The sequence below is a fragment of the Leptothoe sp. ISB3NOV94-8A genome (genome assembly GCF_043421595.1).
GTDB classification, from domain to species: Bacteria; Cyanobacteriota; Cyanobacteriia; order Phormidesmidales; family Phormidesmidaceae; genus Leptothoe; species Leptothoe turfae.
Genome location: NZ_JAXSQW010000001.1, coordinates 2,241,065 through 2,265,643, shown reverse-complemented (window position 1 = coordinate 2,265,643; position 24,579 = coordinate 2,241,065). Strand labels below are relative to the sequence as shown.

At 48.0% G+C, this 24,579-nt stretch carries 25 protein-coding genes; 12 read left to right on the top strand and 13 right to left on the bottom strand.

Annotated features, from left to right (window positions below; all coding sequences use genetic code 11):
- Positions 1 to 334 precede the first annotated feature (334 nt).
- A complete protein-coding gene (locus SPB21_RS09820; RefSeq protein ID WP_163697308.1) occupies positions 335 to 982 on the bottom strand; it encodes a pseudouridine synthase in 648 nt (215 codons plus the stop codon).
- 108 nt (positions 983 to 1,090) lie between these two features.
- Between SPB21_RS09820 and SPB21_RS09815 the strand changes: the two genes are divergently transcribed.
- A complete protein-coding gene (locus SPB21_RS09815) occupies positions 1,091 to 1,405 on the top strand; it encodes a hypothetical protein (RefSeq protein WP_163703425.1) in 315 nt (104 codons plus the stop codon).
- 21 nt (positions 1,406 to 1,426) lie between these two features.
- On the opposite strand, the gene SPB21_RS09810 is transcribed toward SPB21_RS09815, so the two are convergent.
- Positions 1,427 to 2,386, bottom strand: a complete 960-nt coding sequence (locus SPB21_RS09810; protein WP_163697306.1) for a tetratricopeptide repeat protein — start codon at positions 2,384 to 2,386, stop codon at positions 1,427 to 1,429.
- 561 nt (positions 2,387 to 2,947) lie between these two features.
- On the opposite strand from SPB21_RS09810, the gene patR reads away from it, so the two are divergent.
- Complete coding sequence (gene patR, locus SPB21_RS09805; protein ID WP_163664126.1) at positions 2,948 to 4,051, top strand: heterocyst master regulator PatR; 1,104 nt, start codon at positions 2,948 to 2,950, stop codon at positions 4,049 to 4,051.
- A gap of 59 nt (positions 4,052 to 4,110) precedes the next feature.
- Here patR and SPB21_RS09800 read toward each other — a convergent pair whose 3' ends face one another.
- From SPB21_RS09800 to hemW, 5 genes are all read right to left on the bottom strand, one after another.
- A complete protein-coding gene (locus SPB21_RS09800; protein WP_163671641.1) occupies positions 4,111 to 5,289 on the bottom strand; it encodes a homocysteine biosynthesis protein in 1,179 nt (392 codons plus the stop codon).
- A 17-nt stretch (positions 5,290 to 5,306) separates the two neighbouring features.
- Positions 5,307 to 5,477, bottom strand: coding sequence for a hypothetical protein (locus SPB21_RS09795; RefSeq protein WP_163664124.1), 171 nt, complete (start codon positions 5,475 to 5,477; stop codon positions 5,307 to 5,309).
- Between the two features lie 17 nt (positions 5,478 to 5,494).
- A complete protein-coding gene (gene prmA / locus SPB21_RS09790; RefSeq protein ID WP_163697301.1) occupies positions 5,495 to 6,379 on the bottom strand; it encodes a 50S ribosomal protein L11 methyltransferase in 885 nt (294 codons plus the stop codon).
- A gap of 82 nt (positions 6,380 to 6,461) precedes the next feature.
- The gene (serA, locus tag SPB21_RS09785) at positions 6,462 to 8,042 is read right to left on the bottom strand and encodes a phosphoglycerate dehydrogenase (RefSeq protein WP_163697299.1); all 1,581 of its coding nucleotides are present in this window, start codon (positions 8,040 to 8,042) and stop codon (positions 6,462 to 6,464) included.
- Positions 8,043 to 8,244: 202 nt separating this feature from the next.
- Positions 8,245 to 9,438: a radical SAM family heme chaperone HemW gene (hemW, locus tag SPB21_RS09780; protein ID WP_163664118.1), complete on the bottom strand. Its 1,194-nt coding sequence runs from the start codon at positions 9,436 to 9,438 to the stop codon at positions 8,245 to 8,247.
- Between the two features lie 152 nt (positions 9,439 to 9,590).
- Here hemW and SPB21_RS09775 point away from each other — a divergent pair, with 152 nt between their 5' ends.
- Entirely contained in the window at positions 9,591 to 10,670 is a 1,080-nt protein-coding gene (locus SPB21_RS09775) for a PIN/TRAM domain-containing protein (protein WP_163664116.1), read from the top strand.
- 69 nt (positions 10,671 to 10,739) lie between these two features.
- On the opposite strand, the gene guaA is transcribed toward SPB21_RS09775, so the two are convergent.
- Complete coding sequence (gene guaA, locus SPB21_RS09770) at positions 10,740 to 12,287, bottom strand: glutamine-hydrolyzing GMP synthase (RefSeq protein ID WP_499059254.1); 1,548 nt, start codon at positions 12,285 to 12,287, stop codon at positions 10,740 to 10,742.
- 411 nt (positions 12,288 to 12,698) lie between these two features.
- Here guaA and moaA point away from each other — a divergent pair, with 411 nt between their 5' ends.
- The 5 genes from moaA to SPB21_RS09745 all read left to right on the top strand — a co-directional run bounded on the left by moaA (position 12,699) and on the right by SPB21_RS09745 (position 19,804).
- Positions 12,699 to 13,718 carry a GTP 3',8-cyclase MoaA gene (moaA, locus tag SPB21_RS09765; RefSeq protein WP_499866436.1) on the top strand — a complete coding sequence of 340 codons (1,020 nt, stop codon included), beginning with the start codon at positions 12,699 to 12,701 and terminating at the stop codon, positions 13,716 to 13,718.
- A 561-nt stretch (positions 13,719 to 14,279) separates the two neighbouring features.
- Complete coding sequence (locus tag SPB21_RS09760) at positions 14,280 to 15,164, top strand: PhnD/SsuA/transferrin family substrate-binding protein (protein WP_499868690.1); 885 nt, start codon at positions 14,280 to 14,282, stop codon at positions 15,162 to 15,164.
- 20 nt (positions 15,165 to 15,184) lie between these two features.
- Complete coding sequence (locus tag SPB21_RS09755) at positions 15,185 to 17,029, top strand: sensor histidine kinase (RefSeq protein WP_499866435.1); 1,845 nt, start codon at positions 15,185 to 15,187, stop codon at positions 17,027 to 17,029.
- A gap of 183 nt (positions 17,030 to 17,212) precedes the next feature.
- The gene (locus SPB21_RS09750; RefSeq protein WP_499866434.1) at positions 17,213 to 18,484 is read left to right on the top strand and encodes a rhodanese-like domain-containing protein; all 1,272 of its coding nucleotides are present in this window, start codon (positions 17,213 to 17,215) and stop codon (positions 18,482 to 18,484) included.
- Between the two features lie 24 nt (positions 18,485 to 18,508).
- The gene (locus SPB21_RS09745) at positions 18,509 to 19,804 is read left to right on the top strand and encodes a methylglyoxal synthase (RefSeq protein WP_499866433.1); all 1,296 of its coding nucleotides are present in this window, start codon (positions 18,509 to 18,511) and stop codon (positions 19,802 to 19,804) included.
- Here SPB21_RS09745 and SPB21_RS09740 read toward each other — a convergent pair.
- The 4 genes from SPB21_RS09740 to SPB21_RS09725 all read right to left on the bottom strand — a co-directional run bounded on the left by SPB21_RS09740 (position 19,769) and on the right by SPB21_RS09725 (position 22,776).
- Positions 19,769 to 20,188, bottom strand: a complete 420-nt coding sequence (locus SPB21_RS09740; RefSeq protein WP_499866432.1) for a hypothetical protein — start codon at positions 20,186 to 20,188, stop codon at positions 19,769 to 19,771. The genes SPB21_RS09745 and SPB21_RS09740 overlap by 36 nt on opposite strands.
- 63 nt (positions 20,189 to 20,251) lie before the next feature.
- On the bottom strand, positions 20,252 to 21,487 hold the full coding sequence (locus SPB21_RS09735; RefSeq protein WP_499866431.1) for a Hint domain-containing protein: 1,236 nt from the start codon (positions 21,485 to 21,487) through the stop codon (positions 20,252 to 20,254).
- A gap of 506 nt (positions 21,488 to 21,993) precedes the next feature.
- Positions 21,994 to 22,401 (bottom strand): DUF1499 domain-containing protein, encoded by a 408-nt coding sequence (locus tag SPB21_RS09730; RefSeq protein WP_499866430.1) that lies wholly within the window; start codon positions 22,399 to 22,401, stop codon positions 21,994 to 21,996.
- Positions 22,402 to 22,476: 75 nt separating this feature from the next.
- Complete coding sequence (locus SPB21_RS09725; protein ID WP_006514030.1) at positions 22,477 to 22,776, bottom strand: hypothetical protein; 300 nt, start codon at positions 22,774 to 22,776, stop codon at positions 22,477 to 22,479.
- 283 nt (positions 22,777 to 23,059) lie between these two features.
- Here SPB21_RS09725 and SPB21_RS09720 point away from each other — a divergent pair, with 283 nt between their 5' ends.
- Positions 23,060 to 23,317, top strand: a complete 258-nt coding sequence (locus SPB21_RS09720; protein ID WP_163703371.1) for a DUF4160 domain-containing protein — start codon at positions 23,060 to 23,062, stop codon at positions 23,315 to 23,317.
- Positions 23,277 to 23,603 (top strand): DUF2442 domain-containing protein, encoded by a 327-nt coding sequence (locus SPB21_RS09715; protein WP_499058505.1) that lies wholly within the window; start codon positions 23,277 to 23,279, stop codon positions 23,601 to 23,603. The genes SPB21_RS09720 and SPB21_RS09715 overlap by 41 nt, the downstream gene beginning before the upstream one ends.
- A 29-nt stretch (positions 23,604 to 23,632) precedes the next feature.
- Here SPB21_RS09715 and SPB21_RS09710 read toward each other — a convergent pair whose 3' ends face one another.
- On the bottom strand, positions 23,633 to 24,034 hold the full coding sequence (locus tag SPB21_RS09710; protein ID WP_499866429.1) for a hypothetical protein: 402 nt from the start codon (positions 24,032 to 24,034) through the stop codon (positions 23,633 to 23,635).
- A gap of 131 nt (positions 24,035 to 24,165) precedes the next feature.
- Between SPB21_RS09710 and SPB21_RS09705 the strand changes: the two genes are divergently transcribed.
- Both SPB21_RS09705 and SPB21_RS09700 read left to right on the top strand, forming a co-directional pair.
- Positions 24,166 to 24,417, top strand: a complete 252-nt coding sequence (locus SPB21_RS09705; RefSeq protein ID WP_006514028.1) for a helix-turn-helix domain-containing protein — start codon at positions 24,166 to 24,168, stop codon at positions 24,415 to 24,417.
- Positions 24,386 to 24,550 carry a helix-turn-helix domain-containing protein gene (locus SPB21_RS09700; RefSeq protein ID WP_499866428.1) on the top strand — a complete coding sequence of 55 codons (165 nt, stop codon included), beginning with the start codon at positions 24,386 to 24,388 and terminating at the stop codon, positions 24,548 to 24,550. Before SPB21_RS09705 ends, SPB21_RS09700 begins: the two co-directional genes overlap by 32 nt.
- Positions 24,551 to 24,579 lie beyond the last annotated feature (29 nt).

The following is a 24,579-nucleotide window of genomic DNA, read 5'->3' as shown; positions in this document are numbered from 1 at the left end:
TTGACAGTTACCGCAGATTATTAAAATGAAAGCGTTCCTGATTTTAGGGATGAATCGAGCCGTAGGCTGCTGGTAGATAACCCTTGTCCATATCCAGAACTTTAGGGTTTTCCCAGGAAAAATACAACATTCTTAGTTGGACGTGGTCAAGCAAATCTGACACATAAGTTGAGATTTACCCTCAGCAACGCAGTTAAACGTCACTGTAATTTACTATTCCCAAAGTTAAAAATAGTCTTAGCGCTTAAAATCATTAGTATGGGAAGTCTTATCAGTTAAATACAGTTCAGCATAGCCGATAAGCATGGCAGATGTTGGTATAAACGCAACCAAATCAGCGGCGACGGCGGCGACGGTGCGAACGGGAACGCCTGATCTGCATGGAATCAGGCTGGTCACAACCTTTTGTTAACTTCCCTAATTGTCGCTGTTCATGGGGTGTGAGGTGACGCCATTGTCCGGGGTGTAGCTGACCCAGATGCAGCTCACCAATGCTCACACGTATCAGTCGTAACGTCGGAAAACCAATGGCAGCTGTCATCCGTCGTACCTGACGATTTTTACCTTCATATAGGGTGAGCTGTAGCCAGGCGGTTGGAATATGCTGACGGAATCGAATCGGGGGTGTGCGTGGAGGCAGTGCGGGTTGCGTTGTCAACAAGGTCACTGCCGCTGGTCGAGTTTTATAGTCGCGAATGGTCACTCCCTGGCGCAACTGCTGCAAACTATCAGGATCAGGAATCCGTTCTACCTGGGCCAAATAGGTCCGGGGATGGTGGAAACGGGGATGACACAGACGATGCTGTAGCTTGCCATCATCGGTGAGCAATAGGAGGCCTTCACTATCCCGGTCAAGCCGACCTACAGGGTAGACATCCGGTACTGAAATAAAGGATTTGAGTGTAGTGTGGCGGCTATCGGTATTTGTGAACTGACTCAGGACATCGTAGGGCTTATAAAAAATCAGATAACGATAGTCCATTAGCGATGGGCAGATGCGGGTAATTCTTGAAGCTGTATTGAGAAATAGTGAAGTTAGTTAACTCGCCAGATATCCTGAATAGATTCGATGAGTATGAGTATTGGCAATATGAACAACGCCTCTAAGTACCGGTTTGTTTGCACGTTGACCTTTGGTGATATCTATGGCCAGATCATTGTCTGGCTCATTGTGCTGTTTTTGAGTTTGGCAACTGCCCTGGCTCTCATGGGGTCTAGTCGTCCTATTTATGCTCTGGTTTGTGTTGGGTTGATCCTGGTCCTATCATTGCCATTTTTGCTATTTGCCTTTGTCACCACTCTGATCAACCATATCGAATTCAGTGAAATGGATGCGATCGCATCAGAGGGCAACCAAAACCGTGCTTTTAGTAACCAGCCAATGTCCAGTCAAACGGCGTCCTAATTAGCGGCTTAACAAAAAGCGCTAATTGGCGTCTGATTCAACCGCTTCAGGGGCTTCAGCCGGTTCAGGTGTAACAGTTTCAGGAGGGGCTTCAGCAGGTTGGTTAGCTGGGGCCTCATTTAGGCTAGGAACATCTTCGCTAGGGGGATTTTCGATGGCCTCACTAACAGGGGGTTGATTAATCAGCTGCTGGATCCGGTCTTTAAACTGAACCGGGGCTAGGGACAGCGCCGATTCAAATAGAGGCTGGGCTTCATCTTCGTTGCCCATCTCCCTGAGAATAAGACCTTTGGCAAGTATGGGGCGAAAGTCTGGTGTGCCGCTGACTGTTTGAGCATCCTGGATAGCCGTATCGTAGGTTGCGATCGCATCTTCAAACCGGGACTGGTCAGCATAAATCTGACCTAGAAGCAATTTGACCGCAATCACATCAATGGTGCCGGGCTGAATCTGATTAGACTGCTCAGCTGTTTTCAGAGTGTCCTGCAGCAAACCAATCGCTGCCTGGGGGCGTTCCTGCTGCACCAGTAAAGCAACCAGACCCTGTAGTGCCTCCATATTGCCAGGTGTGGAGGTCAATACACTGCGGTAGGTTTGGGCAGCCCCTTCTAAATCATTGAGCTGTTGCTTAGTCTGGGCTAACAAGACGGAATATCGCGGCTCTTGGGGATTCAATTCTGCCAGGCGAGCTAATGGCTCAGCCGCACCCGCCAAATCCCCCAGAGTAATGCGGGCTTCCACCAGTCCCTCAAGGGCCGCCTGGTTATCCGGTTCACGTTCCAAAACTAATTCATAACCGTTGGCCCGACCTTCTAACTCGGCCCGACGATCGGTCTCCGTGGCCGTGGGTACACTGTTGTCATAGCCAGGATTCTGATTAAATGCCGCCTGAATTAAGGGTCCAAGTGAGACCGCTAACAGTGCAGCAACAGCTAGGAATAAAATACCGCCAATCAGCCAGCGATTGCGTTTGACAGCCACAGGGCTCCCCTCCTTCAAAGCAACTTGCCCATATTAAACCCAAATGAGTCAGGACCGCTTGGCCCCTGATACACCCCATGGGTAGTGTTCGTACAACTGACTATCCGCTCTAAACTGTTCCAACTGATCATGAACAAAAAATAGTAAATATTTCCTTAGGAATTGCCCCAACTATCTTTAAAGTGCGTCACATCATGGGGAACAAGGTTCAAAATATTTGATCAGACAGAATATCCTTAAATTGAGCTGACATCTGTCAAAATCTGTGAATGGTAACGTAAAAGCGACCATGAACTTAATTGTTTAAGTCACGATTCCAACTATTTTTTTCTAGATAGACTTGGTTTATTTATCTAAAAACTGTTAGGTTCAACCAAACGGCAATTCAATGTCAATTTTATTTTTATGATTTCTAGATAGATACAGATACAAACCAGATATAAGTAATTAGTCAGATGTTAGTTAGATATCTAAATCTGTAGCGACTTATAGCTACCCCCTAAACTATTGTTCAAATTGTTAAGTAAGCCGATTTTCCTGATTGAGGAGGTTTCGAGATTAATGAGTTCTGCAGACAGTCGCCCCCCTGAAATGTCCAATACTTCATCCGATCACAATTCGGATGCTAGCGCAGCTGCTAACTCTAATAGTCCTGCTCTTAAGAAGCCACCTAGACGACCAGCTAAGCCTGTTGCCCCCGTTGAAGAGTCTCCTAAAAAACCCACGATTGAAGCAGTTGCCTTAAAGAAAGCAGATGCCCTTGAGCCAACGCCAATCGTGTCCGAGCCAGGCCCCAAGCCTACGGAGAGTGAGCCTACTGAGTCATCAGTAGCTGAGCCACCAGTAGACGATACGCCTACTGAGCCAGAAACGCCTCAACCCAGGTTGCAGCCGATTGCACCGCCTAGTGAGCCCATGCAGTACAGAGCGATTGGGCTGTTAAAAGGACGCTATGAGCCCTCAGAAGAAACGTTTAACCGGGGTAACATTGTTAACCACGATGGCACCACAACCTGTGCTGTGCTCTTAGGACGCACAACCAGCTTGGTTAAAAAGCATCTAGATTTAGAAAAAGATCACCTCTGGGTGGTTTATCCACGCACTATTTTCCAAGATGATATTGGTATTGCCGTACAAATCGTCGGTGTATGGGAGCCAGAGACCTTGGGCGATGAAGAGGATGACGTGCTCGAAACACCCGCTGATGCAGTGCAGCCCGATTACTTTTCTATTCGCGGTGAGGTCATCAAATTCGATGAGCGGAAAGAGGAGATCACCGTTAGTATCGTGCAAAAGATGCGCACTGGAAAACAGCCCAAACGTCCCTTTAAGCTAGTGATCAATGGCAACATTAGTGTTAAAACCATTGGCTACTTTTGGGATATGCATGTGCAGCGGCAGGGAAACCAGTTGATCTTAACTGATGGTAGCTATGTCGGCGCTGTCCCCCCGAAAAAGCGTTCTAAGAAAAAGCCAATGGGTGGCGGTGGCGGTAGTAAGCGGCGGCCTCCATCATCAAAGCGTGGAGGACGTCCTAGTCCTAAACCTAATCTGGTTAAGGATGATACTGCCAGGGTGGAAAAATCCAATGCAGATGCACCTAAGGTGGTCAAAGTGGGCAACAGCAATGAGGTGGCTGATGCCGCCGAGCGCTCAGAGGGTTAAAGCGGCTGCATCTTCCCAGCTGTATCCCCCAACTATGCCCTAGCGATGCAATGTTGGCCTCAGTTATTCTGGGGCAGAAAGGCTGTTTGTCTCGGTAGGGGAGCAACCGGCTCACTGAGTTGAAACTTACCTTGAATAATCCAGTCTTTTAGGGTGGTCGCAACCTTGCGCCCAAGATAAAGGCTGGATAGGGGAGCTGTTCTCACACGGCTCCCGTTGATGGTAAGACGACCTGATTTAAGTTGCTGATAGCTGACCAAGCCGAAACTGGGCCGGACCCGGCGGGGAATTGAAAAATCAATCACTGGGGCCAGGATATCTTTATCTTCAACGGCACATTTCTGTAAAACAGCTTCATCTAAAACGGGTATGGGGACACCTACACCCAGCATCAGGGACGGTCCATAGCCAGTAAAGTAGCAACCACGAACCCATTCAGGTTGCATTTGTTTCGCATCTCCGATCAGGGCAACGGTGGCAGAGGGGCCAACGGGCGTACCGTTAGGTAATCGTTTTTGTAGAGGGAAGTGTTGAGTCCCTTCCCAAGCTATGTAGCCGGGGGCTCCTCCCACAAATAACCGACTGCCAATGCCAATCGTCTGCATTTGAGGATCGTTCAGCATGGGTGAAAGTGCCCCGGCATTGGCATAGACAGCATTCCCGAGAAATGGCTGTAGTGGACCCAGGTAGGTGAGTAGAGGGCGGTCACTGCTGTTAACCCCGACAATAAAGTTTTGGTAAAGGTTACGGGGATTGAACAGATAAAATTGATTGATCGTATCTCGGGTAATGGAGATATCTAGGGTGGAGCGGGGATAACAGTCGCTGACTTGACCGATGGCTCGGAGATTGACCGATTTGCCGGCAATCAAGGTAGAAATGACGTGGCCTCCACCCCGTTCGCTCGTGATATCGTTATTTTCTGCTGTATCTCCCCAACGATTATTACTAACGGCTTGGCTAGCCCCAAGATAGAGATCAACTGCACCAAAACCGGCATAGGCCTGTACCCCATCCAGATAACATTCTCGGATGTTAATGGGGGGATCGGTATGGCCGAGATTAATAATCGCCCCGGAGGACTCCATGGGTTCAAAGGTGCCGGTGGTGACTACATCCACCGCTTTAGTGGCCGCCTCTAGGCCGAGTTCTGCCACGTTGACTTTAGTTTCTTCGACGGTCCATACGGTGACGCTGCCGTCGTTGATTTTTTGATTAATTTCAGGGATGGTGCGGATGGTGGCCATGGCAGACGTTATCGGCTCCAACGACTCAGAAGCCAGCCGCCTAGAATAGCTGTTGGAAGTAAGACAAGAATGAGTGCAATGGATTCGGGAGGCGCGATCATTGGCCCTATCCATTTAATTAAGACACTGAGTAGGGCGGATGCGATCGCAATTTTCAACACATACAACCCGCTATCCATAATCATTACTCCATTCTTTAAGGACGCCGAATATTCAAACAGCACCAATCTTCACGTCGCCAGAGCGTAGCTACCGTCCAATTATGCGCTTCGAGGGTATCGGCCACCCACTTCGATTGTTCCAACAAAACACCGCTCAAAATCCCCCAGGTGGACTCTTTGGCAATGGCATTAAAATGCGGAATCAGCTCAACGATGATCTCGGCCAAAATGTTGCACAAGATGCCGTCGACGGGTTCACTCACCTTGAGGCTGTCGATACTCCCTTGGGCAACCTGAATGCGACTCGCATCCATACTGTTGAGAGCCCGATTTTCACCCGTTGCCTTAACAGCGAGGGGATCTGTGTCAACAGCATAAACCTGTTGAGCACCAAGCAGAATTGCGCCAATGGATAGAATGCCAGACCCACAGCCAATATCTGCCAGGGTCACTGGTTGAGCGTCGCTCAAACGCATCTCCAGCGCTTCCAGGCACAGCTGGGTGGTTGGATGGGTACCAGTGCCAAAGGCGGTTCCTGGGTCCAGCTTGAGCACTAAACGCGACGAGTCAGTAGGGGGATCCATCCAAGCCGGATTAATCAATAGCCGATCACCAATCGGTTGAGGGTGCCAATATTTTTTCCAGCTTTTGGACCAATCCTCATCTTCAATCAGATGCCAGGTGACATCGGGTAGTTCGTTGATACCCAAACATAGAGCATCTTGCTGAAACCGCAAGGCTAGGGCGGCCAAATCAACATTACAAAACTGCTCTTGTGGAAAATAGGCTTTCACTCGGCTTTGTTGCCCCCAGCGCTCGCTGGCGGTGCCGCGCCCATGCCAATCTTCAAACCGCCAGAAGATCGTATCCTCAAGCAGTGGGGAGCAGGTAACTTGTATTTCCCACCAAGTGTTTGCCAAGGCTTTCGTAAGGGTTATAGAAATCAGCAATAACTGTGTTAAGCACTTGGAGTGTCCTTAACACAGTCATGGTTAACCCATTTTATAGGGCGACGGTATACGCATCGCGAATGCCAGGCACTTTTGTGATCTCTTCGAGAATCCCATCGGGTAGCGGATCGTCAATGCTCAACACCATAACGGCATCACCGCGCACAATCTGGCGTCCCACCTGCATGCTGGCAATATTGACGTTAAAACTCCCTAGTAAAGACCCGATTTTGCCAATAATGCCTGGCATATCGCGGTGCAGGGTGAATAACATGTACTTCGTGGGAGGCACGTTGATGGGAAACTGATTGATGTCAGTAATACGTACTTCACTGCCACCGAGAATAACGCCCGTTACTGAATGCTCACCCAGGGAGCCCTGGGCAGAGACATAAAGGGACCCCGTGAAGTCCTTGATACTCGCATCACGAGTCTCAATCACTTTAATGCCCCGTTCCTTAGCCTCAATGGAGGCATTAACATAGTTCACCCGTTCTCTCAAAGCATTTGTTAATAGGCCTTTGAGAGTGGCGATGACGATGGGCTTACTATCTTGATTTGCCAGCTCACCCTGGAGACGAATTTGCACTTGCTCTACACGTCCACCGGCTAACTGACCTACCAAGTTACCTAAGGTTTCAGCCAACTGTAGATAGGGGCGCAGTTTTTCTAGTACATCGGGGCGGAGGCCAGGGATGTTTACAGCCGACCGGGCAGGGAGTCCCAACAACACATCGCGAATCTGTTCAGCCACATCCACCGCCACATTAATTTGGGCTTCGGTGGTGGAAGCGCCCAAGTGGGGAGTGAGAACAACAGATTTGCCAAGCTCTCGCAGAGCGCTCTCTCCTAAGGGTTCCGCTTCGTAAACATCGAGAGCGGCACCGGCAATGACGCCATTTTTCAGGGCGTCATACAAAGCGGCCTCGTCAATGATGCCGCCGCGAGCACAGTTAATAATACGGGTAGTTGGTTTCATCTTGGCCAGCGCTTCAGCGTTGATCAAGTGGGCAGTTTCCTTAGTTTTGGGAATGTGTAGAGTAATGTAGTCGGCCTCTTGGAAAAGGAGGTCTAAATCCACTAAGCTACAGTTTAATTCAGCCGCCCGCTCCTTAGAAATGAAAGGATCGTAGGCCAGAATAGTCATTCCCATTGAACGGGCAACCGTAGCCACATGGGAGCCAATTTTACCGAGACCGACCACGCCGAGAATCTTTTTGTAAACTTCTACGCCGGTAAACTGTTTACGATTCCAAGCAGACTCTTTGACTGATTTATCGGCTTCAGGAATGTTGCGCGATAACGACAGCATCATCGCTAGGGCATGTTCTGCTGCGGCAATGGTGTTGCCCTCGGGGGAGTTGACCACCACAATGCCGCGACGGGTGGCGGCAGCTACATCGATATTATCGACACCCACACCAGCCCGACCGATAATTTTGAGCTGACTTGCCGCCTCAATCACCTCGCTGGTAACCTTAGTGCCCGAGCGAATCATCAAAGCATCGTAGTTGGAGATTATCTGAACAAGCTCCTCAGGCGGAAGCTTGGTTTTCACATCAACTTGGGCCACCTGGGCCAAAATATCGAGACCAGCTTGGTCAATCGGGTCGGAGACAAGTACCTTCGGCATAGCAGGGAGGATTTTTTTTCACAAGGACTCATCGTACTGCATCACTGCAAGGGGACAAATCCTTTCTTTGGCAAATTATGGATCGCAGATATGGTTGCCAATGTTACAAAACGTTTAAGTTTTTTGGAAGTAGGCAAGGCCTTTCTAGATAGCGATCCCTCTTGTGGAGACGTTCCATGGAACGTCTCCACAAGAGGGATCGCTACTTTTCGGTGAGTTGTTCAATCCCATGAAAGAGATCTGCTAGCACCGTATTCGATATGAGAAAGCCATCGGGATCGCTGAGGCGAAGGCGGTTGTTTTCAAATATGGCTTGACCTGACGTTACATAAGGGTGCAAGCGACTATTCAACATGCCGATAAAGGCCGCACCAAATGCGTTGATAAAAGCGCTAATATCGATACCTTCTGCCAGGCGCAACCCTACCATCAAACTATCGGTCAGTTGTTCAGTGACCGGTAATGAGGGTTCATCTAGAATGCCACCGGCTTGTTGATAATTGTTAAGCCACTGTCGGTAAGTCTTTTGGGTGCGGGGGCGGGCAAAACGCTGTCCCTGGGTGTAGCTAGTGGCTCCCATACCAAAGCCATAGAAGGGGCGATTTTCCCAGTAGGTGCGATTATGGCGGCATTGATGCCCCGGTTTGGCATAGTTAGAAATTTCGTAGTGCCCATAGCCCCCGTTGGTCAGAATCTGCTGCCCTAGCCGGTACATGTCAACGGTGGCTGCTTCGGTCGGTAGCGGTTGCTCCCCTGCCTGATACTGCTTACCAAAGGGGGTTTGGGGTTCGATGGTGAGATCGTAGATGGAGATGTGATGGGGACGGATTGCGATCGCCCTCTCCACTGCCTCCTGCCACTGCTCCAAAGTTTGATAAGGCAATCCTGAAATTAGATCTAAGCTCCAACTTGGCACCTGACTTTGATGCATATCATCCACGGCTCGATGCACATCCACCAGGCGATGGAATCGCCCACATCGCTCCAACAAGCCATCGTCAAATGCCTGCACTCCGAGGCTAATGCGATTCACACCTCGGGCACAGTAGCCTTGTACATGGGACAAATCAAAGGTGCCCGGATCCATTTCCATGGACGTTTCTGCATCGGTCGCTATGCCAAATTGCTGATCAAGAGTCTGCAAAATCTGCTCAAGCTGAGCGACAGATAGCAACGATGGCGTCCCACCGCCAAAGAAAACCGTCTTCAGCGCAGGCCCCAAAACGGGTGTAGCCTTGATCTCCTGGCATAGCCAATCGACATAGGTGCTAATGGTGCTAGATGTTTCTCCGCGTTTTCGGTTACCAATGACCGAAATGGGAAAGTCACAGTAAAAGCAGCGACGCCGACAAAACGGAATATGAACGTAGGCCGATGTGGGGGCCGATAAGGGCATGGGGCCACTGGAGAACATAAAAGCATTCAGGGAGGAACCCAATCGTGGGGAACATCAGTGATTATAATGTCGTTGTTTGAGCCTTCCCAGGGATGGTGTATGCTTCACCATCATCACATCAATAGATATACCCTAAGGGCGACATCATTCGAATGCTAGACGCATTAATCATAATTTCATTCATTTTTGCAGGGGCGGGTGTTGGTTTTTACAGTGTTGACCTGCTACCGCCTCAGGTTTTAGGACAAGTTAACAACATTGAAGGTCTCGGTACCGTCATGGCCGGGTTTGGAGGCCTGATTGGTACTGGCCTAGGAATTGTTGCCCAGACCAGCTATCGGCGGTTCGAGAAACAAATCCGCACCCTGCCCCCCGACCGCATTTTTGCTCGGGCCATTGGCTTAATTTTGGGTCTACTCATTGCCAACTTGATTTTGGCCCCCGTGTTCTTGTTGCCGATCCCCAGCGAGTTTAACTTCATCAAACCCCTGGCAGCTGTCATGAACAGCATTATATTTTCAGTCTCGGGGATGAATCTGGCTGACACTCAAGGACGGGCATTGCTGCGTTTAGTCAATCCTTCCAGCGTAGAGAGCATGCTGATTGCAGAAGGCACGCTTAAACCAGCTACCTCAAAGATTTTGGATACTAGCTGCATCATTGATGGCCGCATTGAAGGGCTGCTAGAAACCAGCTTTTTAGAGGGCCGGATCGTTGTTCCTCAATTTGTTTTACAGGAACTACAGGCCGTTGCCGATGCTGCCAACGACCAAAAACGAGCCCGGGGTAGACGGGGGTTGGATATTCTGAATCGTCTGCGGGCGGCTTATCCCGACCGGGTTGTTGTTGATCCTGCCGATTATTCAGACATCACAACTGTAGACGCTAAGCTCGTTAAACTGGCCCAGGAAATGAATGCCATGCTCATTACCAATGACTACAACCTCAGCAAAGTAGCACGGGTGCAGCAGGTAGGCATTTTGAATATTAATGACCTGGCTAAGGCAATTCGCCCGGCGTATTTACCCGGAGACGATATCGAGATCAAAATTCTTAAGGAAGGAAAGGAAGATTTCCAAGGTGTGGGCTATTTGAATGATGGCACCATGGTGGTTGTGGAGTCAGGGAAAGGCTACATCGGCAATAATGTTTTGGTGGTGGTGACTGGCGCCCTACAAACGTCAGCGGGACGCATGATTTTTGCACGCCCTAAAGGGACGGCGACGGCTTAGCGGCAAAAACCCAAACCCCCGGTTGCTAGCAACCGGGGGTTTGAAAAGAGCCTGCGGCTCAAGCGCAGCTTATTCCCACTCGATGGTGCCAGGGGGCTTGGAGGTGATGTCGTAAACCACTCGGTTAACTCCGTCCACTTCATTGACGATGCGGTTGGAAATAACCTCTAGCAAATTGTAGGAAGGCCGAGACCAGTCAGCCGTCATGCCATCTTCACTGCTAACAAGACGCAACACAATAGGGTGTGCATAGGTGCGCTGATCGCCCATGACGCCAACGCTACGAACCGGTAGCAATACCGCAAACGCCTGCCAAAAGTCGTGATACAGTCCTCGATTACGGATTTCTTCCCGCACGATATAGTCAGCATCCCGCAGAATATTGAGCCGTTCCGCCGTCACTTCACCCAGGATACGAATGGCTAAACCTGGGCCGGGGAAGGGCTGACGACGTACAATTTCATTGGGAAGGCCAACGGAGCGACCCACATTACGCACCTCGTCTTTGAAGAGCTTGCGCAGGGGTTCGATTAGCTTAAATTGCAAATCCTTAGGTAGACCACCCACATTGTGGTGGCTCTTGATTTTGACCGCTACCCGTTCACCGGTTTTGGGATCAACGTTAGTGTCTGCAGACTCAATTACATCGGGATATAGTGTACCCTGGGCCAGATAATCAAAGGGTCCCAGGCGTTTTGATTCCTCTTCAAAAACACGAATAAATTCGTGGCCAATGCGTTTCCGCTTTTCCTCTGGGTCAGTAATGCCCTTGATTTTCTCTAGGAAGCGTGTGCGAGCTTGGACGTATTCAACTTTGATATGAAATTGCTGATCAAATAGCTCTACCAGACGTTCAGGCTCCCCCTTACGCATAAAGCCCTGATCAATAAACATGCAGGTTAACTGGTCGCCAATGGCCTGATGGAGTAAAAATGCCAGTGTGGATGAATCTACACCTCCGGACAGAGCCAGTAAAACCCGTTTAGTGCCTACCTTGGCACGTACTTCACGAATGGCCTCTTCCACAAATGCTTCCGTGGTCCATGTGGGCTCACAGCGGCAGATGTGATATACAAAATTACGAATTAAGGCCTGACCATCAACGGAGTGAACCACCTCTGGATGGAACTGCACACCATAAAAGCCTTGGTCATGATTTGCGATCGCAGCACTGGGTGTATTGTCCGTATGGGCTAGAACTTCAAACCCCTGAGGCAGCCTAGTGACCGAGTCACCGTGACTCATCCACATAGTGGAACCGTCACCCACATTGGTTAGCAAATCGGTTGGATCATCAATGTGCAAGGACGCTTTGCCATATTCACCCCGTTCGGCGGTCTCTACTTGCCCCCCCAGCTGTTGCACCATCAACTGCATGCCGTAGCACACACCTAGTACAGGAATCCCCAGATCCCAAATGGCAGGATCACACTTGGGAGCGTGGTCAGCATAAACGGAACTAGGCCCACCGGACAGAATAATGCCCTTAGGATTAAGCTGACGAATTTTCTCAGCTGAAGTGCGGTAGGAAAGCACTTCTGAATAAACTTGAGTTTCGCGAATGCGTCGAGCAATTAGCTCAGAATATTGGGAACCAAAGTCAAGAATAATTAGCATCTGACGGTTAAACTCAGATGGTTTGGTAGATACGTTATCGGTAATAGCGGGAGTTTGTGCAGTCACGGATAGGTCCTGAAGCTCTATTGGGTGGGAAAGCAGGTGTAATTTTCGTATTCTAATGAGCTGCTTATTAAACGCGAGTAGCTAAATCCTGGCATTTAATAACCATTGATTATGGGTAGAGGGTGTGCCGCTCCAGACGTATATGGAAAATTATTTTAACTAGAGTAGCAAACCACGGTATTAATGCTTCATTCTCTAAATTGCTTGTTCAGAATTTGATGTATGCAACTGCGTCAGGCAATACGACTCAATAAGATCGCAGCCGCTAAGATAGAGGCAACCTTTTCCCCACGTGTTCAGCTCCCAACCCCCTGATATATGGGGGGCTTTGAGTTCAAAAACCACATGAATCCTATTGATTATCTCCGTATCAGCCTGATTGACCGTTGCAATTTTCAATGTGTGTACTGCATGCCGGAGGGAGCCGACCTTAATTATGTATTGCGAGAGCTTTGGCTAAGTCATGGGGAAATTTTGAGCTTGCTGAAGGGGGTATTTATTCCCTTAGGATTCACAAAATTTCGGCTTACGGGAGGAGAGCCACTGCTACGTCCAGGAATTGTCCAGCTGGTGGATGAGATCTCCCATTTGCCAGAGACAACAGATCTGGCCCTGACGACTAATGCTTTTAAGCTAGAGAAGTTGGCTAAACCTTTATATGATGCAGGGTTACGACGCATCAATATCAGTTTAGATTCATTGCAGCCAGAGACATTTGAGAAAATTGTGGGCCCACCGGCTACTCGTGATTTAACATCAGAGACCGCATCAAAATATATGCGTTGGCAACAGGTATGGCAAGGCATTCAAATGGCCCACCAGGTAGGATTTGACCCCCTTAAACTTAATGTTGTTTTGATTCCGGGTGTCAACGATCACGAGATTTTAGATCTTGCCGCATTAACCCTGGATAGGAATTGGCATGTGCGATTTATTGAGTTTATGCCTATTGGTAATGACGCGCTATTCACAACTAGGGGATGGATTGATTCTGAGACAATTCGCCAACAGATCCGAAATCGCTGGGGCTTAGAAGAATCAAGCATTCGTGGCAATGGCCCTGCAGATGTTTTTAAGATTCCAGGTGCTAAAGGAACGCTCGGATTTATTAGCCAAATGTCTGAATGTTTTTGCGATCGCTGCAATCGCATGAGACTCTCTGCGGATGGTTGGCTACGGCCTTGTCTGTTAAATGAAACGGGTCAACTTAATTTACGAGATGCCTTGCGCAGTGGAGAAGCCATTGAAACTATTCGTGATCGCGTCGGCGCTTTAGTGGCGGATAAACCAGAGATTAATTTCAAAATGCGAGAATCTGGCACTACTGGAGCCTATAGCCGCACAATGTCTCAGATTGGTGGATAAATACATGAGTTTGGCGTTTACATTGGGCTAAGCTAACCGTAGATATTATTAGGGGGACAGCAAGCTTTCTTTTCTGCCTAAAATTGTCTCCAATGGCAGCTATGTCCTTAACGAAAGCAAGAAGCTTCGTAAGCGCATACCTGACAAATAAATTACGTTAACTAGCTATTCTAGGGAGGCTCAATTAGCTGAATCTCCCTAGAATATACTAATTAGCCTGAAATCTTGTATATGCTCACTTAACCCTATAAATTCCCTATAAATTACGGTTAATCAAGAGGGTTTCCCAACTGCTCTTAATCCTTAAAATAAGAATGCTTGGTTTTCTGTGAGTCCAAAATAAGAAATATAAACTTTTTTTAAGGCAAAGATTTGTTTTGTTGTTTATTTGGGTTTATCAAGTCTTGTAGGTTTATTTTTAGGGGTCAATCTCGTTTTAAGAAAAGTTTAGAGTGGTTCAGAATTAAGCGCGTAGTCCAAGGATAGTTTGGGCAATATGAAGGTCAAACGGTGCTGTATGCAGGTCAAGCAGTACTGTTAGCCTTCTTGCTTGTGGCTGCTATGGTAGGTCGTCGTTTTTTTCTGGGGTATAGTTTGTTGTTTTTAGGGGGCTGTGGTCTAGCTAAGACAAACTCAACAACCAATAGTCAGTTTGATTATCCTAATAAACTCCACTTCGCTGTGACCGATCTAAGTGGTTCTGATGCTTTAGAGCGAGACTTTGGTGCATTTCGACAAGTTTTAGAAGAGACCCTTCAGCTACCCGTTGTTTTTTTTGCAGTTGAAAACTATTCTGCGGCGGCACCAGCACTCCTTGCCGATGAGTTGGATTTTGTGATGGCGGGACCTTCTGAGTATTTGCTACTGAGGGCGCGGGCAGGGGCTATCCCCATCATTGGCATAACTCGTCCCAAGTATGCGGCCATGGTGATGACCCGAGTAGATAGTGGCATTGATCAACTGAGTGATTTGAAAGGCAAGACCATTGCCATGCGAACTGAGGGGTCAACAGCAGGGCATATTATGCCGATGAAAATGTTGCTAGATGCGGGAGTGCCACCTGAAGATTATCAGGTGGTCATGCTTAATCGCCAAGGCTTTGAAGCGCTGCAGTCTGGTCAGGTAGATGCCTGGAGTGATTCCCATGATCGTTATGTCGAGTATGTGAAAGCACCGGGTTTGGAAGGGACTGACATTCAAGTCATTGCTGCGAGTGATCATTTGCCCCCCGATGTATTTGTTGCCAATCCTAGTCTGGGGCCACGGTATTTAGAAGAACTGAGAAACCACATGCTTGACCATCAAGAGACATTGATAGCAGCGCTTTTAGCATCTGAAGCCAACCAGAAGTATAAAACATCAGAATTAGTGGCGGTAACTGATGCTGATTATCAAGTCCTACGAGATAGCTATTATGCTATTGGCCAGGGCTCAGCAATTGAATAAGTCTGAGAGGGCTAGGGTCGATGATTACATTGTTATCCCATGTAGTCTCTAGCTTTAGTAAACGGCTGGGTATCCATCGCAGTATTTCTAAAAAGATTAGTTGTGGATATGCCCTGGCTTTGGGAACAGCTGTTTTGGGCACTACCGGTGGTCTGCTGGGAGGGCATTATGAAGCCTTCTCTGCTCGCAAACAAGCTGAGAATACACTGCGTAAAAAGCAGTTGCTCAATGAGCTGAATACTCAAAACATGAGTATTCAGATGCATCCTCAGCGGTTACTTGCGATCGCCGGTGAAAGCCGGATCTGGGTGCAGTATGAAACCAATCAATTTAATACAGAACTCCGTCAGCTCCGTCACCAACTAGAGACAATTGAGCAACTTCCCCATACAGCATCTGAAACCCAGCTAACCCTGTTGATCAGTGGCTATCGGACTAATTTGCAGGAGTATGAGCGCTTTATTCAGTACCTTTGGTTTGATTTAGAGGGGGTTGATAATAAGCGAATTGCCTTAGAAGTAATTTCGATCGCCCTTAGTAGTCGAGATGCCAATCAACTGTCCACCACCTTTGAGCAACTGTCTGAAGACTTAACGCGATTGCAACAAACGGCTGATCGGCAGTACCACCAATCCATTGTGCAGCTACAAAAGTCTGAGCAATTACGACTGATCATCATTTTGGTCAGTATGGTCTGTTCCATCGGTTTAGCCATTATCCTGGCTGTGATCACTAGCCGAGCCATTGCCCGGCCCATTGAGCAGCTTACCCTGACTGCACGACGTATTACCCAAGCGAATGATTTTCAGCTACACGTTTCGATTCACACCCAGGACGAGGTCTTGCTGTTGGCAGAGGCATTAAATCAGTTGGTCAGCTGGGCTGGACAATACACCATGGAACTGGAAGACGCTCGCCAAACATTGGAGGTTCGCGTTGTGGAAAGAACCCAGGCATTGCAACAGTCTGAAGCTTCTCTACGGCAGCAGGCTGAGGATTTACAGCAGACATTGGTGGAACTGCGACAAACCCAATGGCAATTGATACAAAGCGAAAAAATGTCGAGTTTGGGACAATTAGTGGCTGGAATTGCCCATGAAATTAACAATCCCGTTAGTTTTATCTATGGCAATCTCAAACATGCGAGTGACTATGTCAACGATATTGTTATGCTGCTGGATCGTTATCAGCAGCATTATCCTGACCCGGCTACTGAAATCCAATCTGCTCTCGAAGAGATTGATCTGCCATTTGTGCGAAAAGATTTTCCAAACCTGATGCAATCCATGGCAGAAGGAGCAGTCCGGATTATCACGATTGTTCAGTCTTTACGATCATTTTCTCGTTTGGATGAGGCGGCTGTTAAATGGGTAGATATCCATAAAGGCATTGATAGCACGCTGACAATTCTCAATAGCCAAATTACGGCTACACCCGGTCAGCCAGGAATTGAGATCGCGCGTGACTATGGTCCATTGCCCTGCATTGAATGCTATGCCGGACAACTAAATCAGGTGTTTATGCATATTCTGAGTAACGCCATTGATGTGCTGCGCTGTTCGCCACCTCAGGGGATGGCTAAGATTGCGATCGCAACCCGCATATTGGAGCCTGATTGGATCTCGATTGAGATCAGTGACAACGGTCCTGGCATTCCTGAATCATCGCTTATACGGCTGTTCGACCCGTTTTATACCACCAAGGCCATCGGCACCGGCACCGGCATGGGCCTATCCATTAGCTATCAAATTATTACCAAAACCCATCAAGGCTCATTAGAATGCCACTCACAGCTAGGACAAGGGGCAAAATTCACGATTAAATTACCCATCAAACTAAATCAAGACGAGACACAAAGTCTCTAGTTAAGACCTATGTTGAGTCAAATCAGTCTTAAAGCAAGATAAGCCAATAAATAAGTAATGGGATAATAAAAGACGTGTGTTAAATCTTGGTCTCAATTCGAGATTAAGCACATCTTAAGTGGACTTAAGGTGAGTCTATTAATCTCGACATAAGATTGTATATTCTTTATCTATGGCATGACTATGGGGTCGATGTATCGTCAAGGGCGTAAACTTTTGTGGGCCGCATGTCTGTGTCTCCAGCTGGCAGCCTGTGGGGCTATGGCTGAAACCAGTGCTCCCATTTCTCAGCAAGCGTTAGTTGCTCAAATCGAAGCTGGCACTGCACCGCTAATTTTGGATGTGCGTACGGCAGAGGAGTATGAGGCGGGTCACATTCCGGGGGCGATTAACATTCATTTTCGAGAGATTGGCGATCGGATTGACGAGATCACCCACAGTGGTCCGATCGTGGTGTATTGCGAGCGGGGTATACGGGTCAAGATTGCAGAAAGAACGCTACGGGACGCTGGCATTACCTCAATCTTCCATTTAGAGGGTGATATTTCTCAATGGAGAAAGAACAATTTGCCGCTTGAGCGCAATAATCTCTTTTCTGAGACCATCAATGCAACTGTGGCAGCGCCAGAATTAGCGGCATCTTTAGAAAACCGGTGGATTATCAGTGCACCGGAGGCAAAACGGCTGATTGATCAAGGGGTTACCCTGCTGGATACTCGCAAACTGGCTTTCACCAGGCTACAGGGGGCCGTTTATGTCGACTGGCGACAATTTTCTCCGCAGCAGGTAACCACTCGCGGCAGACTGCTAGAGCAGGATGCCTTGCTAACCCAGCAGCTGCAGCAAATGGGAATTTCAAAGGACAGGCCTGTGGTGGTTTTTGCTAACCCACCGGGGGGCTGGGGTGAAGATGGTCGAATTGTTTGGATGTTACGTACGCTGGGACATGCTCAAGTGGCCATGGTGGATGGTGGTTTTGATGCACTGGTGGATGCGGGGGTATCTGTACAACAGGGCACGAACAATGCACCGCCATCTGGAGATTTTGTTGTTGAGCGCAATGTTACATGGGAGATTCAGCAGGAGCAGCTAAAAGCTGAGCTAGGTAACGACAATCTTGTGGTGATTGATACCCGTGAAGCGCGGGAGTTTGCTGGTAAGACCCCCTATGGAGAACAACGGGGTGGCCATGTACCCGGAGCCATTAATCTCTACTTCAAAGAGTTTTTGGGGCAGGATGGCAAACTCCTTTCCCAGGATGATATCCATGCCAAATTACTGGATGCGGGCATTACACCAGACAGCCAAATTGTTGTGTATTGCACGGGGGGAATTCGTTCTGGCTGGCTGGCATCGGTTTTAGTCACCCTGGACTATCAGGTTAAAAATTATGCTGGCTCCATGTGGGAGTGGTCAGCTTCCCCTGCGGATAGCTATCCTTTGGAAATGCTTTAAGACCATGCTTGGGGAGATAACACCATGCCCGACTGCCTTGCCTTGATTGCCCATGACACCAAGAAAAATGACATGGTAATGCTGGCAACCAACTACAGGCATGTGTTGGCTCGATACCATTTGATTGCGACTGAAACCACAGGACAGTTAATTGGAACGGTTACTGGGCTACCTGTGGAGCGAATGGCTGCGGGAGCCCAGGGCGGAGAATTGCAGATTGCAGCTCGGGTAGTGTCTGGTGGAGTGGCAGGGGTCTTTTTTTTGCTAGATCCGGTCAGTGTCAATCCTAATGAGCCGGATATTCGGGCGTTGCTGCGGGTGTGTACCTTACACAACGTTGTGCTGGCCACCAATATGGCAACGGCTGAGCTGGCGATTCAAGCGGTTGCAAAGCGGCGAGATGCCTATTTGATTTTTAACCCAGTGGCTGGACAGGGCAACCCAGATCGAGATTTGGCCTTAATTCGCCAGATTTTGGCACCCCAGGTTAATTTGCATACGATTTTTACGCAGCCGGATGTGGATCCCATTGACCAGGCAAAAGCTGCGATCGCAACCATCCAAGCCAACCAAACCGAGGATGATACCGGATTTATCATTGCCTCCGGGGGCGATGGGACAGTATCTGCGATCGCAGGTGTGACCATAGACACCGGTATTCCCCTGGGGGTGATTCCGCGAGGGACTGCCAATGCGTTTTCGGTAGCCATGGGGATTCCCACTGACATGAAGCAAGCGTGTGAAGCCATTGCAGCCGGGAATACACGGGTGGTAGATGCCGCCTACTGCAACGATATCCCAATGATTTTGCTGGCAGGTTTGGGATTTGAGGCGGAGATGGTAGACAATGCCAACCGAGAATTAAAAAATCAGCTAGGAACTCTGGCCTACGTTCTATCTGGTGCACAGCAGTTTTTTTCCCAAGAGCTATTTAAGGCAAAAATTGAAATTGATGGAGAGACCATTGAATTTGATACGGTGGCCGTGACAGTGGCCAATGCCGCCCCGGCCACCTCTGTGGCAGCCCAAGGGTTTGGCGAGGTGATTCCCGATGATGGGCTGCTGGAAGTGACGATTCCTCTGCCCCAAACACGATTACAAGGGGTCAATGTAATGGCCACGTTGTTTACTTCTGCCCTGGTTAAATCCCAAGTTGAGCGGGAAGATGTGATTTGTCTGCGCACCAAGCGGCTTACGGTAACCACAAATCCACCGCAGAAGCTGGTTGTTGATGGGGAGTTATGGGAGGCAAATCCGATTGAGTTTACCTGTGTGCCAGGGGGGTTAACTATTTTTTCGCCGCTGTTGACGGTGGGGTAGCAAAAATAATAAACCCCAAGCCAACCACAGGGGTAGGGTGATGATGAACTCGTACAGTAAAACCCCGAACAGATTGCTATAGCGGCTTGTCATGCCTACCCAAATTGCGCTAATTGCGAAGTAAAGCGAAATCAGGCTAAATGCTCCAACTGCGAGTCGACCGTGATTAACCTTGATCCACCGAAACCGGGTGCAGAGACCAATGATTATGGCCTCTATCGCTGCCCCTAACTGCAGCGGGACAGTATATATGGCGAGTGCCAGGGACCAATCTTCAAGCGCTATCTCACCTGGGTTATAGGGGCCATTGATTCGATAATGTATCCAGGCTGCGAATCCTACCAAAATGAGTCCCCCCACAAGGCTAAGCAGTCTGAGGGTCATAGTGCGTAACAGCCTGGAAAAATGCATAGCGTGTAATTGCAAGGGATTAACAGAGACTCAATTTTAATCATTCACTTGTGAGAAATCATAAAGCTTCTCAATATCCATCAAAGAGCATTGTTTAGCCGAGTCTATCTTAATCTTCCAATATTCAGTAAATGATCTGGAATAGGCTGCTCCACTTAGGACATAGCCTTGAGATGATAGGGCAAAATTGATCAGCTCAGCGTTGATTTGAAGCTTAAAAATATAGCTATCTTCTTGCTGGCTACGGCTTAAAGGCACCACCGTTTGTAACGTTGGCTGATAGACAATATCGAAATTATTGCCAAATGCATCCTGAAAGATTGTCCTTTGCATGTCGTAGAATGGCTGGTCTACATAGTCAGCCATTTCATCAAACTTTTTCTGAGTCCAATCTTGTTGATACTGGACAAACACTTGAGAGACTAAATCTATCAGCTCAGCCTTATCAATAAAGTCTTGATATGTTGTCTCTGCTACCTCCTGAGAAGGACGTATTTTTATCCAAGGCTCATTATCTTCGGTATATCGAACAGAATAAACATTTTTGAATTTTTCATTGATGCTTTTCGTAAATTCAATCAGTTCAGCATCATCAGTGAACGTCTTATTTCTGAAGCGAATTGAATTATAAATCTCTCTCAGGAAGGCAAAAGGTATCAGACCGGCTATTAGGAGGAATAGAGATAGTATCAACCTCGGTAGGTTTTTGTCATCAAGACCGACTGCTCCGTTGGCTTTTCCATAAGCACCGCCACTGCCAGCAACACCGCCACCGCCACCTTTGTTGTGAACTAAAATACCGTCCGCATAGAAATTATGGGATGGCGTAATCTCCACCAGGTTGTAGATTTTGAGGGGAGCCTGAATATGTTGGATGCTAGAAATCTCAACTGAAGCATTGTTCTCTCCAGTGAGATGGTCGCCAATTTTGAGATTGTGAACCTGGACAAGCTCTAAGCCTTGAGTTGTTTGCACATAAAAAGGATGGGAGCCGGTCACCTGAGTAGCATCATTAATCAGGTAATAATCAGACGTTTGTGCTATTTGGATATCGCCAATGGTTTCTATTTCAGTCTGACCATTAGACACATCTAGGCCCACAAGCTGGTCGGTGATAGCGATTTGTTCTATGGGTTTATAGCCATCTGGAGTCAAGATCGGAGTGCCAGCACCAAAACAGCCCCCACGGGCATAAGCTGTGCCCGTGCAGCAGCAGAGCACCAATAATAACGAGACCAGTCCAATTTGTATGGCTTTAATTGCTCCGGTCATAAATTTAATCAATCGCCGCAGAATACCCTATTTACCGAAGTTACATCTTCAACACTTGGATCAGCAGGAATTTGTACAAGTTTGTACCCTACGTCTGAAGCCGGTACGTCGATGATAGTCAGCGAATAGACGGTTTGTGTTTCTTTAAAGGACTGAAAATGCAATTGCTACCTAATCAGTGCTGAGTTTTGAGGATTGCATTTTGAGTTATGGAAGTCGGCTGTGGCGAGTTGATCCATTTCGTCTTGTTTTGAGACTAAATGGATCAACATAAGTCTCAAGTTGAGCATAATTCGTCTTGATATGAGAAAGTTGGGTGCTGCCAAGTTTGGTCTCAAAGCACCTAGTTTAAGATGATCAATTTGCCCAGGGCTGGTCTTGTGCCAGCCCTGGGCAAAAGGTGGCAATCTGCAGATGTCTCATAAGACATCTGCAGATTGTTGCACCTAGGAGAATGAGAATTCCAGGATCTATACCTGTAGAGGCGTTCCATAGGTGCCTGGGAATTAATTATCCGTTTGAAATTTTTCTCGGATGGTTTCGGCTCGTTTGCGATTGACACCTAGATCTGACTTGCCTAATCGGGCGGCTGACCGAACATGGATCAGACCAGAATCGACATAAAATTCCATGTCATCGACAAAGCCCATGAGCTTACTGGCAAATTCAGCGTAGAGATAATTGTCAGTGGCTTCGTTGATTTGGGAGCGTTCCATCCCTTCGATGATGATTTTGAGTTTTGCGATCGCATCCCCAGGTGCTTTATCAGTGGCAATCGGTTCAATAAAGTGCTCCTGATCGCTAGCATCAGTTTGACTGCTGACGCAGTTAGGAGTGCCGGGGCAGGTCAAGAGCTTGCCCTGCTTAACACCTAGATTATCGGGACGTTTGCCTGAGAATGAAAAGAGAGGCATAGAAAACACCCTTGAGCGCAACTTTGGCTTAAAGTTTAGCTTCATTATGGCTAGCCGCAGCCAATATCTCCATGGCTACAGTGCTTCCACTTCAGTCAATAATCCTTCAACAAATTTTTCAACATTCTCCAGCAGATCCATTTCCCCTAGGGCCTGCCATTCGTCCGGGGTGTATTGTCCGTCATTGCCAATTACGTCTTGTACCCAATGGGCCAGGTTACCGGTATCGTGAAATAACTCCTGGGCTTTGCTATGGGCGTTGCCATCTATTTTGGCGGCCAAGCAAACTTTTAATAGCTGGCCTAGGCGGTTTTCTGGCGTGGTGGATAGGAGAACGGTAATGGCAGTGGTGACGGCTGCTTGATTGGGAGTCATGGTTGTTGGTCCAAAAATATGACAAGTTAGGCGGTCGAGCAAATTAATATATCCCACGCCAATTTATCTACGTTCAAGAGTTGCCGATACAAAGCAGGAAAATTGTGTGTTGGTGTTGAAGCATCCAGTCTGGAACGCTACCCGTCAGTGCCCTCTTAAGCGAAGCCGAAGGGGGCACTGACTTTTCTAAAGGGTTTTGGTGTAAGAAATCGACTGTTTACGGTATACATCTGGCAATGTGCGATATTTACTCAATGCTGATGTCTCGATCAAGTAAACGTAAATGGTCACCATTGCCCGGTTACGCGGAATGGATTTACTGATTTATTCAAATGATCACAACCCCGCTCATGCCCATGTTCGCAAAGGTGGTGAATGGACACTCAAGATAGAACTGGGCAAAGAAGGATGTGCATCTAAAATTAAGGAGGATGCTTATTCTGAACTCGTTGCTGCTAAGTGGCGCAAACTGGCTATTAAGCTCGTTGAGGATAATCTAGATGACTGTTGGGATACCTGGAAGCGATTTCATAACGATTGAGAAAAGTCGTTTGACTCCCCTTGAGTTGTGGGCGTTTACTACGGATGAACCATTGGTGAAATCTATCGAGTTTGATGAGGAACACCGGGTTTACAAGGCTGTTTTACGGGACGGGCGTCATGTTGAGTTTTCCTTAGAGCTTTTTGCTGAGCTGAAGGATGCGACGGGTGAACAGCTTCATGATGTTGTTGCGGTAAATATGGGCTCTGTGTTGCAGTGGTCTGAGTTAGACGTGCATTATTCTGTCAGCGGATTGTTAATGGATATGCAGGTTGGTAAGGGTTAAATGAAATCCAAATAAGGGTGGTTTGGGTATCAAAAACTTGTGGTTTGGTTTATGAATTCTCGCTGGGTATATCGTAAGACGTCACCCGGATCAGGCCGGATGATAACGCCTGCTTCGGAGAGTTGAATGGGTTGACTCCAGATGATGCGTTCGAGGTAACCCAACAGATGTAGGCGGTCAATGGCTTGCTGGGTATCGGTTGGTGAACCTACCAGATAGTAACGTAGGCGATGGCGATGGGGGGCATTTTCCATGGGGATATTGTCAGTGTCAAAGGTCATGAGGAATGGGCTTTGGGGGATGAGATATTGCAATGTGGCAAGGTATTGTTCGGCATCGGTGCGGCGTTGAAATCGAGCAACGGCAATGTGCCGAAAATTGGGCAGGCGACGATAGATCACCCACGGACGTGGTGAGTCGTAGAGTTGCATGATGGCGGTAGAATAAGGCACACGAGTAAGACAGCCCAGCTTAGGTTCGGCTGCTTACAAGCGTTTGATTGCATACGCCATTATGGCGTGCCATTGATTAATGCGTCAATATGACGTGTCATTTTGTCTTAATGAAAAAAGACAGGCGGCCCCAGGAAAGTCAATCTCCCATTGAGGTATTGCGCATTCAGCGTACGGAATTATCACAGGTTGAATTTGCTGTTAAGTGTGGCATTCCTCTACGTACGTATCAGCGCTGGGTGTCTGGACAGACTGAGGCGAAATTGACCCCACCACAATGGAAGGCGCTAATGATGCTTTTGGATATTCAATCTATAGAAGATATCCCTGATGATTTTGCTGAGGCCGATGAATCAGCTTAGGCATGTACAGGTTTCAGGCGAATCGCCGCTTAAAAAACTTCGAGAAGAGTTGAATATGTCCCGGGAGGGGGTTGCACGGCAGATTGGTATGTCTGGCCGAATCATTAGTCGTTGGGAAAGAGGCCTTCTTTAATTGGAATTGGGCCATAATCTGGAAAAGTG

Excerpts from the sequence above, each read along its gene's own strand:
- SPB21_RS09820 (WP_163697308.1), bottom strand. The coding sequence starts at position 982 with ATGGACTATCGTTATCTGATTTTTTATAAGCCCTACGATGTCCTGAGT.
- SPB21_RS09815 (WP_163703425.1), top strand. The coding sequence starts at position 1,091 with ATGAACAACGCCTCTAAGTACCGGTTTGTTTGCACGTTGACCTTTGGT.
- patR (WP_163664126.1), top strand. The coding sequence starts at position 2,948 with ATGAGTTCTGCAGACAGTCGCCCCCCTGAAATGTCCAATACTTCATCC.
- SPB21_RS09795 (WP_163664124.1), bottom strand. The coding sequence starts at position 5,477 with ATGGATAGCGGGTTGTATGTGTTGAAAATTGCGATCGCATCCGCCCTA.
- serA (WP_163697299.1), bottom strand. The coding sequence starts at position 8,042 with ATGCCGAAGGTACTTGTCTCCGACCCGATTGACCAAGCTGGTCTCGAT.
- hemW (WP_163664118.1), bottom strand. The coding sequence starts at position 9,438 with ATGCCCTTATCGGCCCCCACATCGGCCTACGTTCATATTCCGTTTTGT.
- SPB21_RS09775 (WP_163664116.1), top strand. The coding sequence starts at position 9,591 with ATGCTAGACGCATTAATCATAATTTCATTCATTTTTGCAGGGGCGGGT.
- guaA (WP_499059254.1), bottom strand. The coding sequence starts at position 12,287 with ATGCTAATTATTCTTGACTTTGGTTCCCAATATTCTGAGCTAATTGCT.
- moaA (WP_499866436.1), top strand. The coding sequence starts at position 12,699 with ATGAATCCTATTGATTATCTCCGTATCAGCCTGATTGACCGTTGCAAT.
- SPB21_RS09760 (WP_499868690.1), top strand. The coding sequence starts at position 14,280 with ATGGTAGGTCGTCGTTTTTTTCTGGGGTATAGTTTGTTGTTTTTAGGG.
- SPB21_RS09755 (WP_499866435.1), top strand. The coding sequence starts at position 15,185 with ATGATTACATTGTTATCCCATGTAGTCTCTAGCTTTAGTAAACGGCTG.
- SPB21_RS09750 (WP_499866434.1), top strand. The coding sequence starts at position 17,213 with ATGGGGTCGATGTATCGTCAAGGGCGTAAACTTTTGTGGGCCGCATGT.
- SPB21_RS09745 (WP_499866433.1), top strand. The coding sequence starts at position 18,509 with ATGCCCGACTGCCTTGCCTTGATTGCCCATGACACCAAGAAAAATGAC.
- SPB21_RS09740 (WP_499866432.1), bottom strand. The coding sequence starts at position 20,188 with ATGACCCTCAGACTGCTTAGCCTTGTGGGGGGACTCATTTTGGTAGGA.
- SPB21_RS09735 (WP_499866431.1), bottom strand. The coding sequence starts at position 21,487 with ATGACCGGAGCAATTAAAGCCATACAAATTGGACTGGTCTCGTTATTA.
- SPB21_RS09730 (WP_499866430.1), bottom strand. The coding sequence starts at position 22,401 with ATGCCTCTCTTTTCATTCTCAGGCAAACGTCCCGATAATCTAGGTGTT.
- SPB21_RS09725 (WP_006514030.1), bottom strand. The coding sequence starts at position 22,776 with ATGACTCCCAATCAAGCAGCCGTCACCACTGCCATTACCGTTCTCCTA.
- SPB21_RS09720 (WP_163703371.1), top strand. The coding sequence starts at position 23,060 with ATGGTCACCATTGCCCGGTTACGCGGAATGGATTTACTGATTTATTCA.
- SPB21_RS09715 (WP_499058505.1), top strand. The coding sequence starts at position 23,277 with ATGACTGTTGGGATACCTGGAAGCGATTTCATAACGATTGAGAAAAGT.
- SPB21_RS09710 (WP_499866429.1), bottom strand. The coding sequence starts at position 24,034 with ATGCAACTCTACGACTCACCACGTCCGTGGGTGATCTATCGTCGCCTG.
- SPB21_RS09705 (WP_006514028.1), top strand. The coding sequence starts at position 24,166 with ATGAAAAAAGACAGGCGGCCCCAGGAAAGTCAATCTCCCATTGAGGTA.
- SPB21_RS09700 (WP_499866428.1), top strand. The coding sequence starts at position 24,386 with ATGATTTTGCTGAGGCCGATGAATCAGCTTAGGCATGTACAGGTTTCA.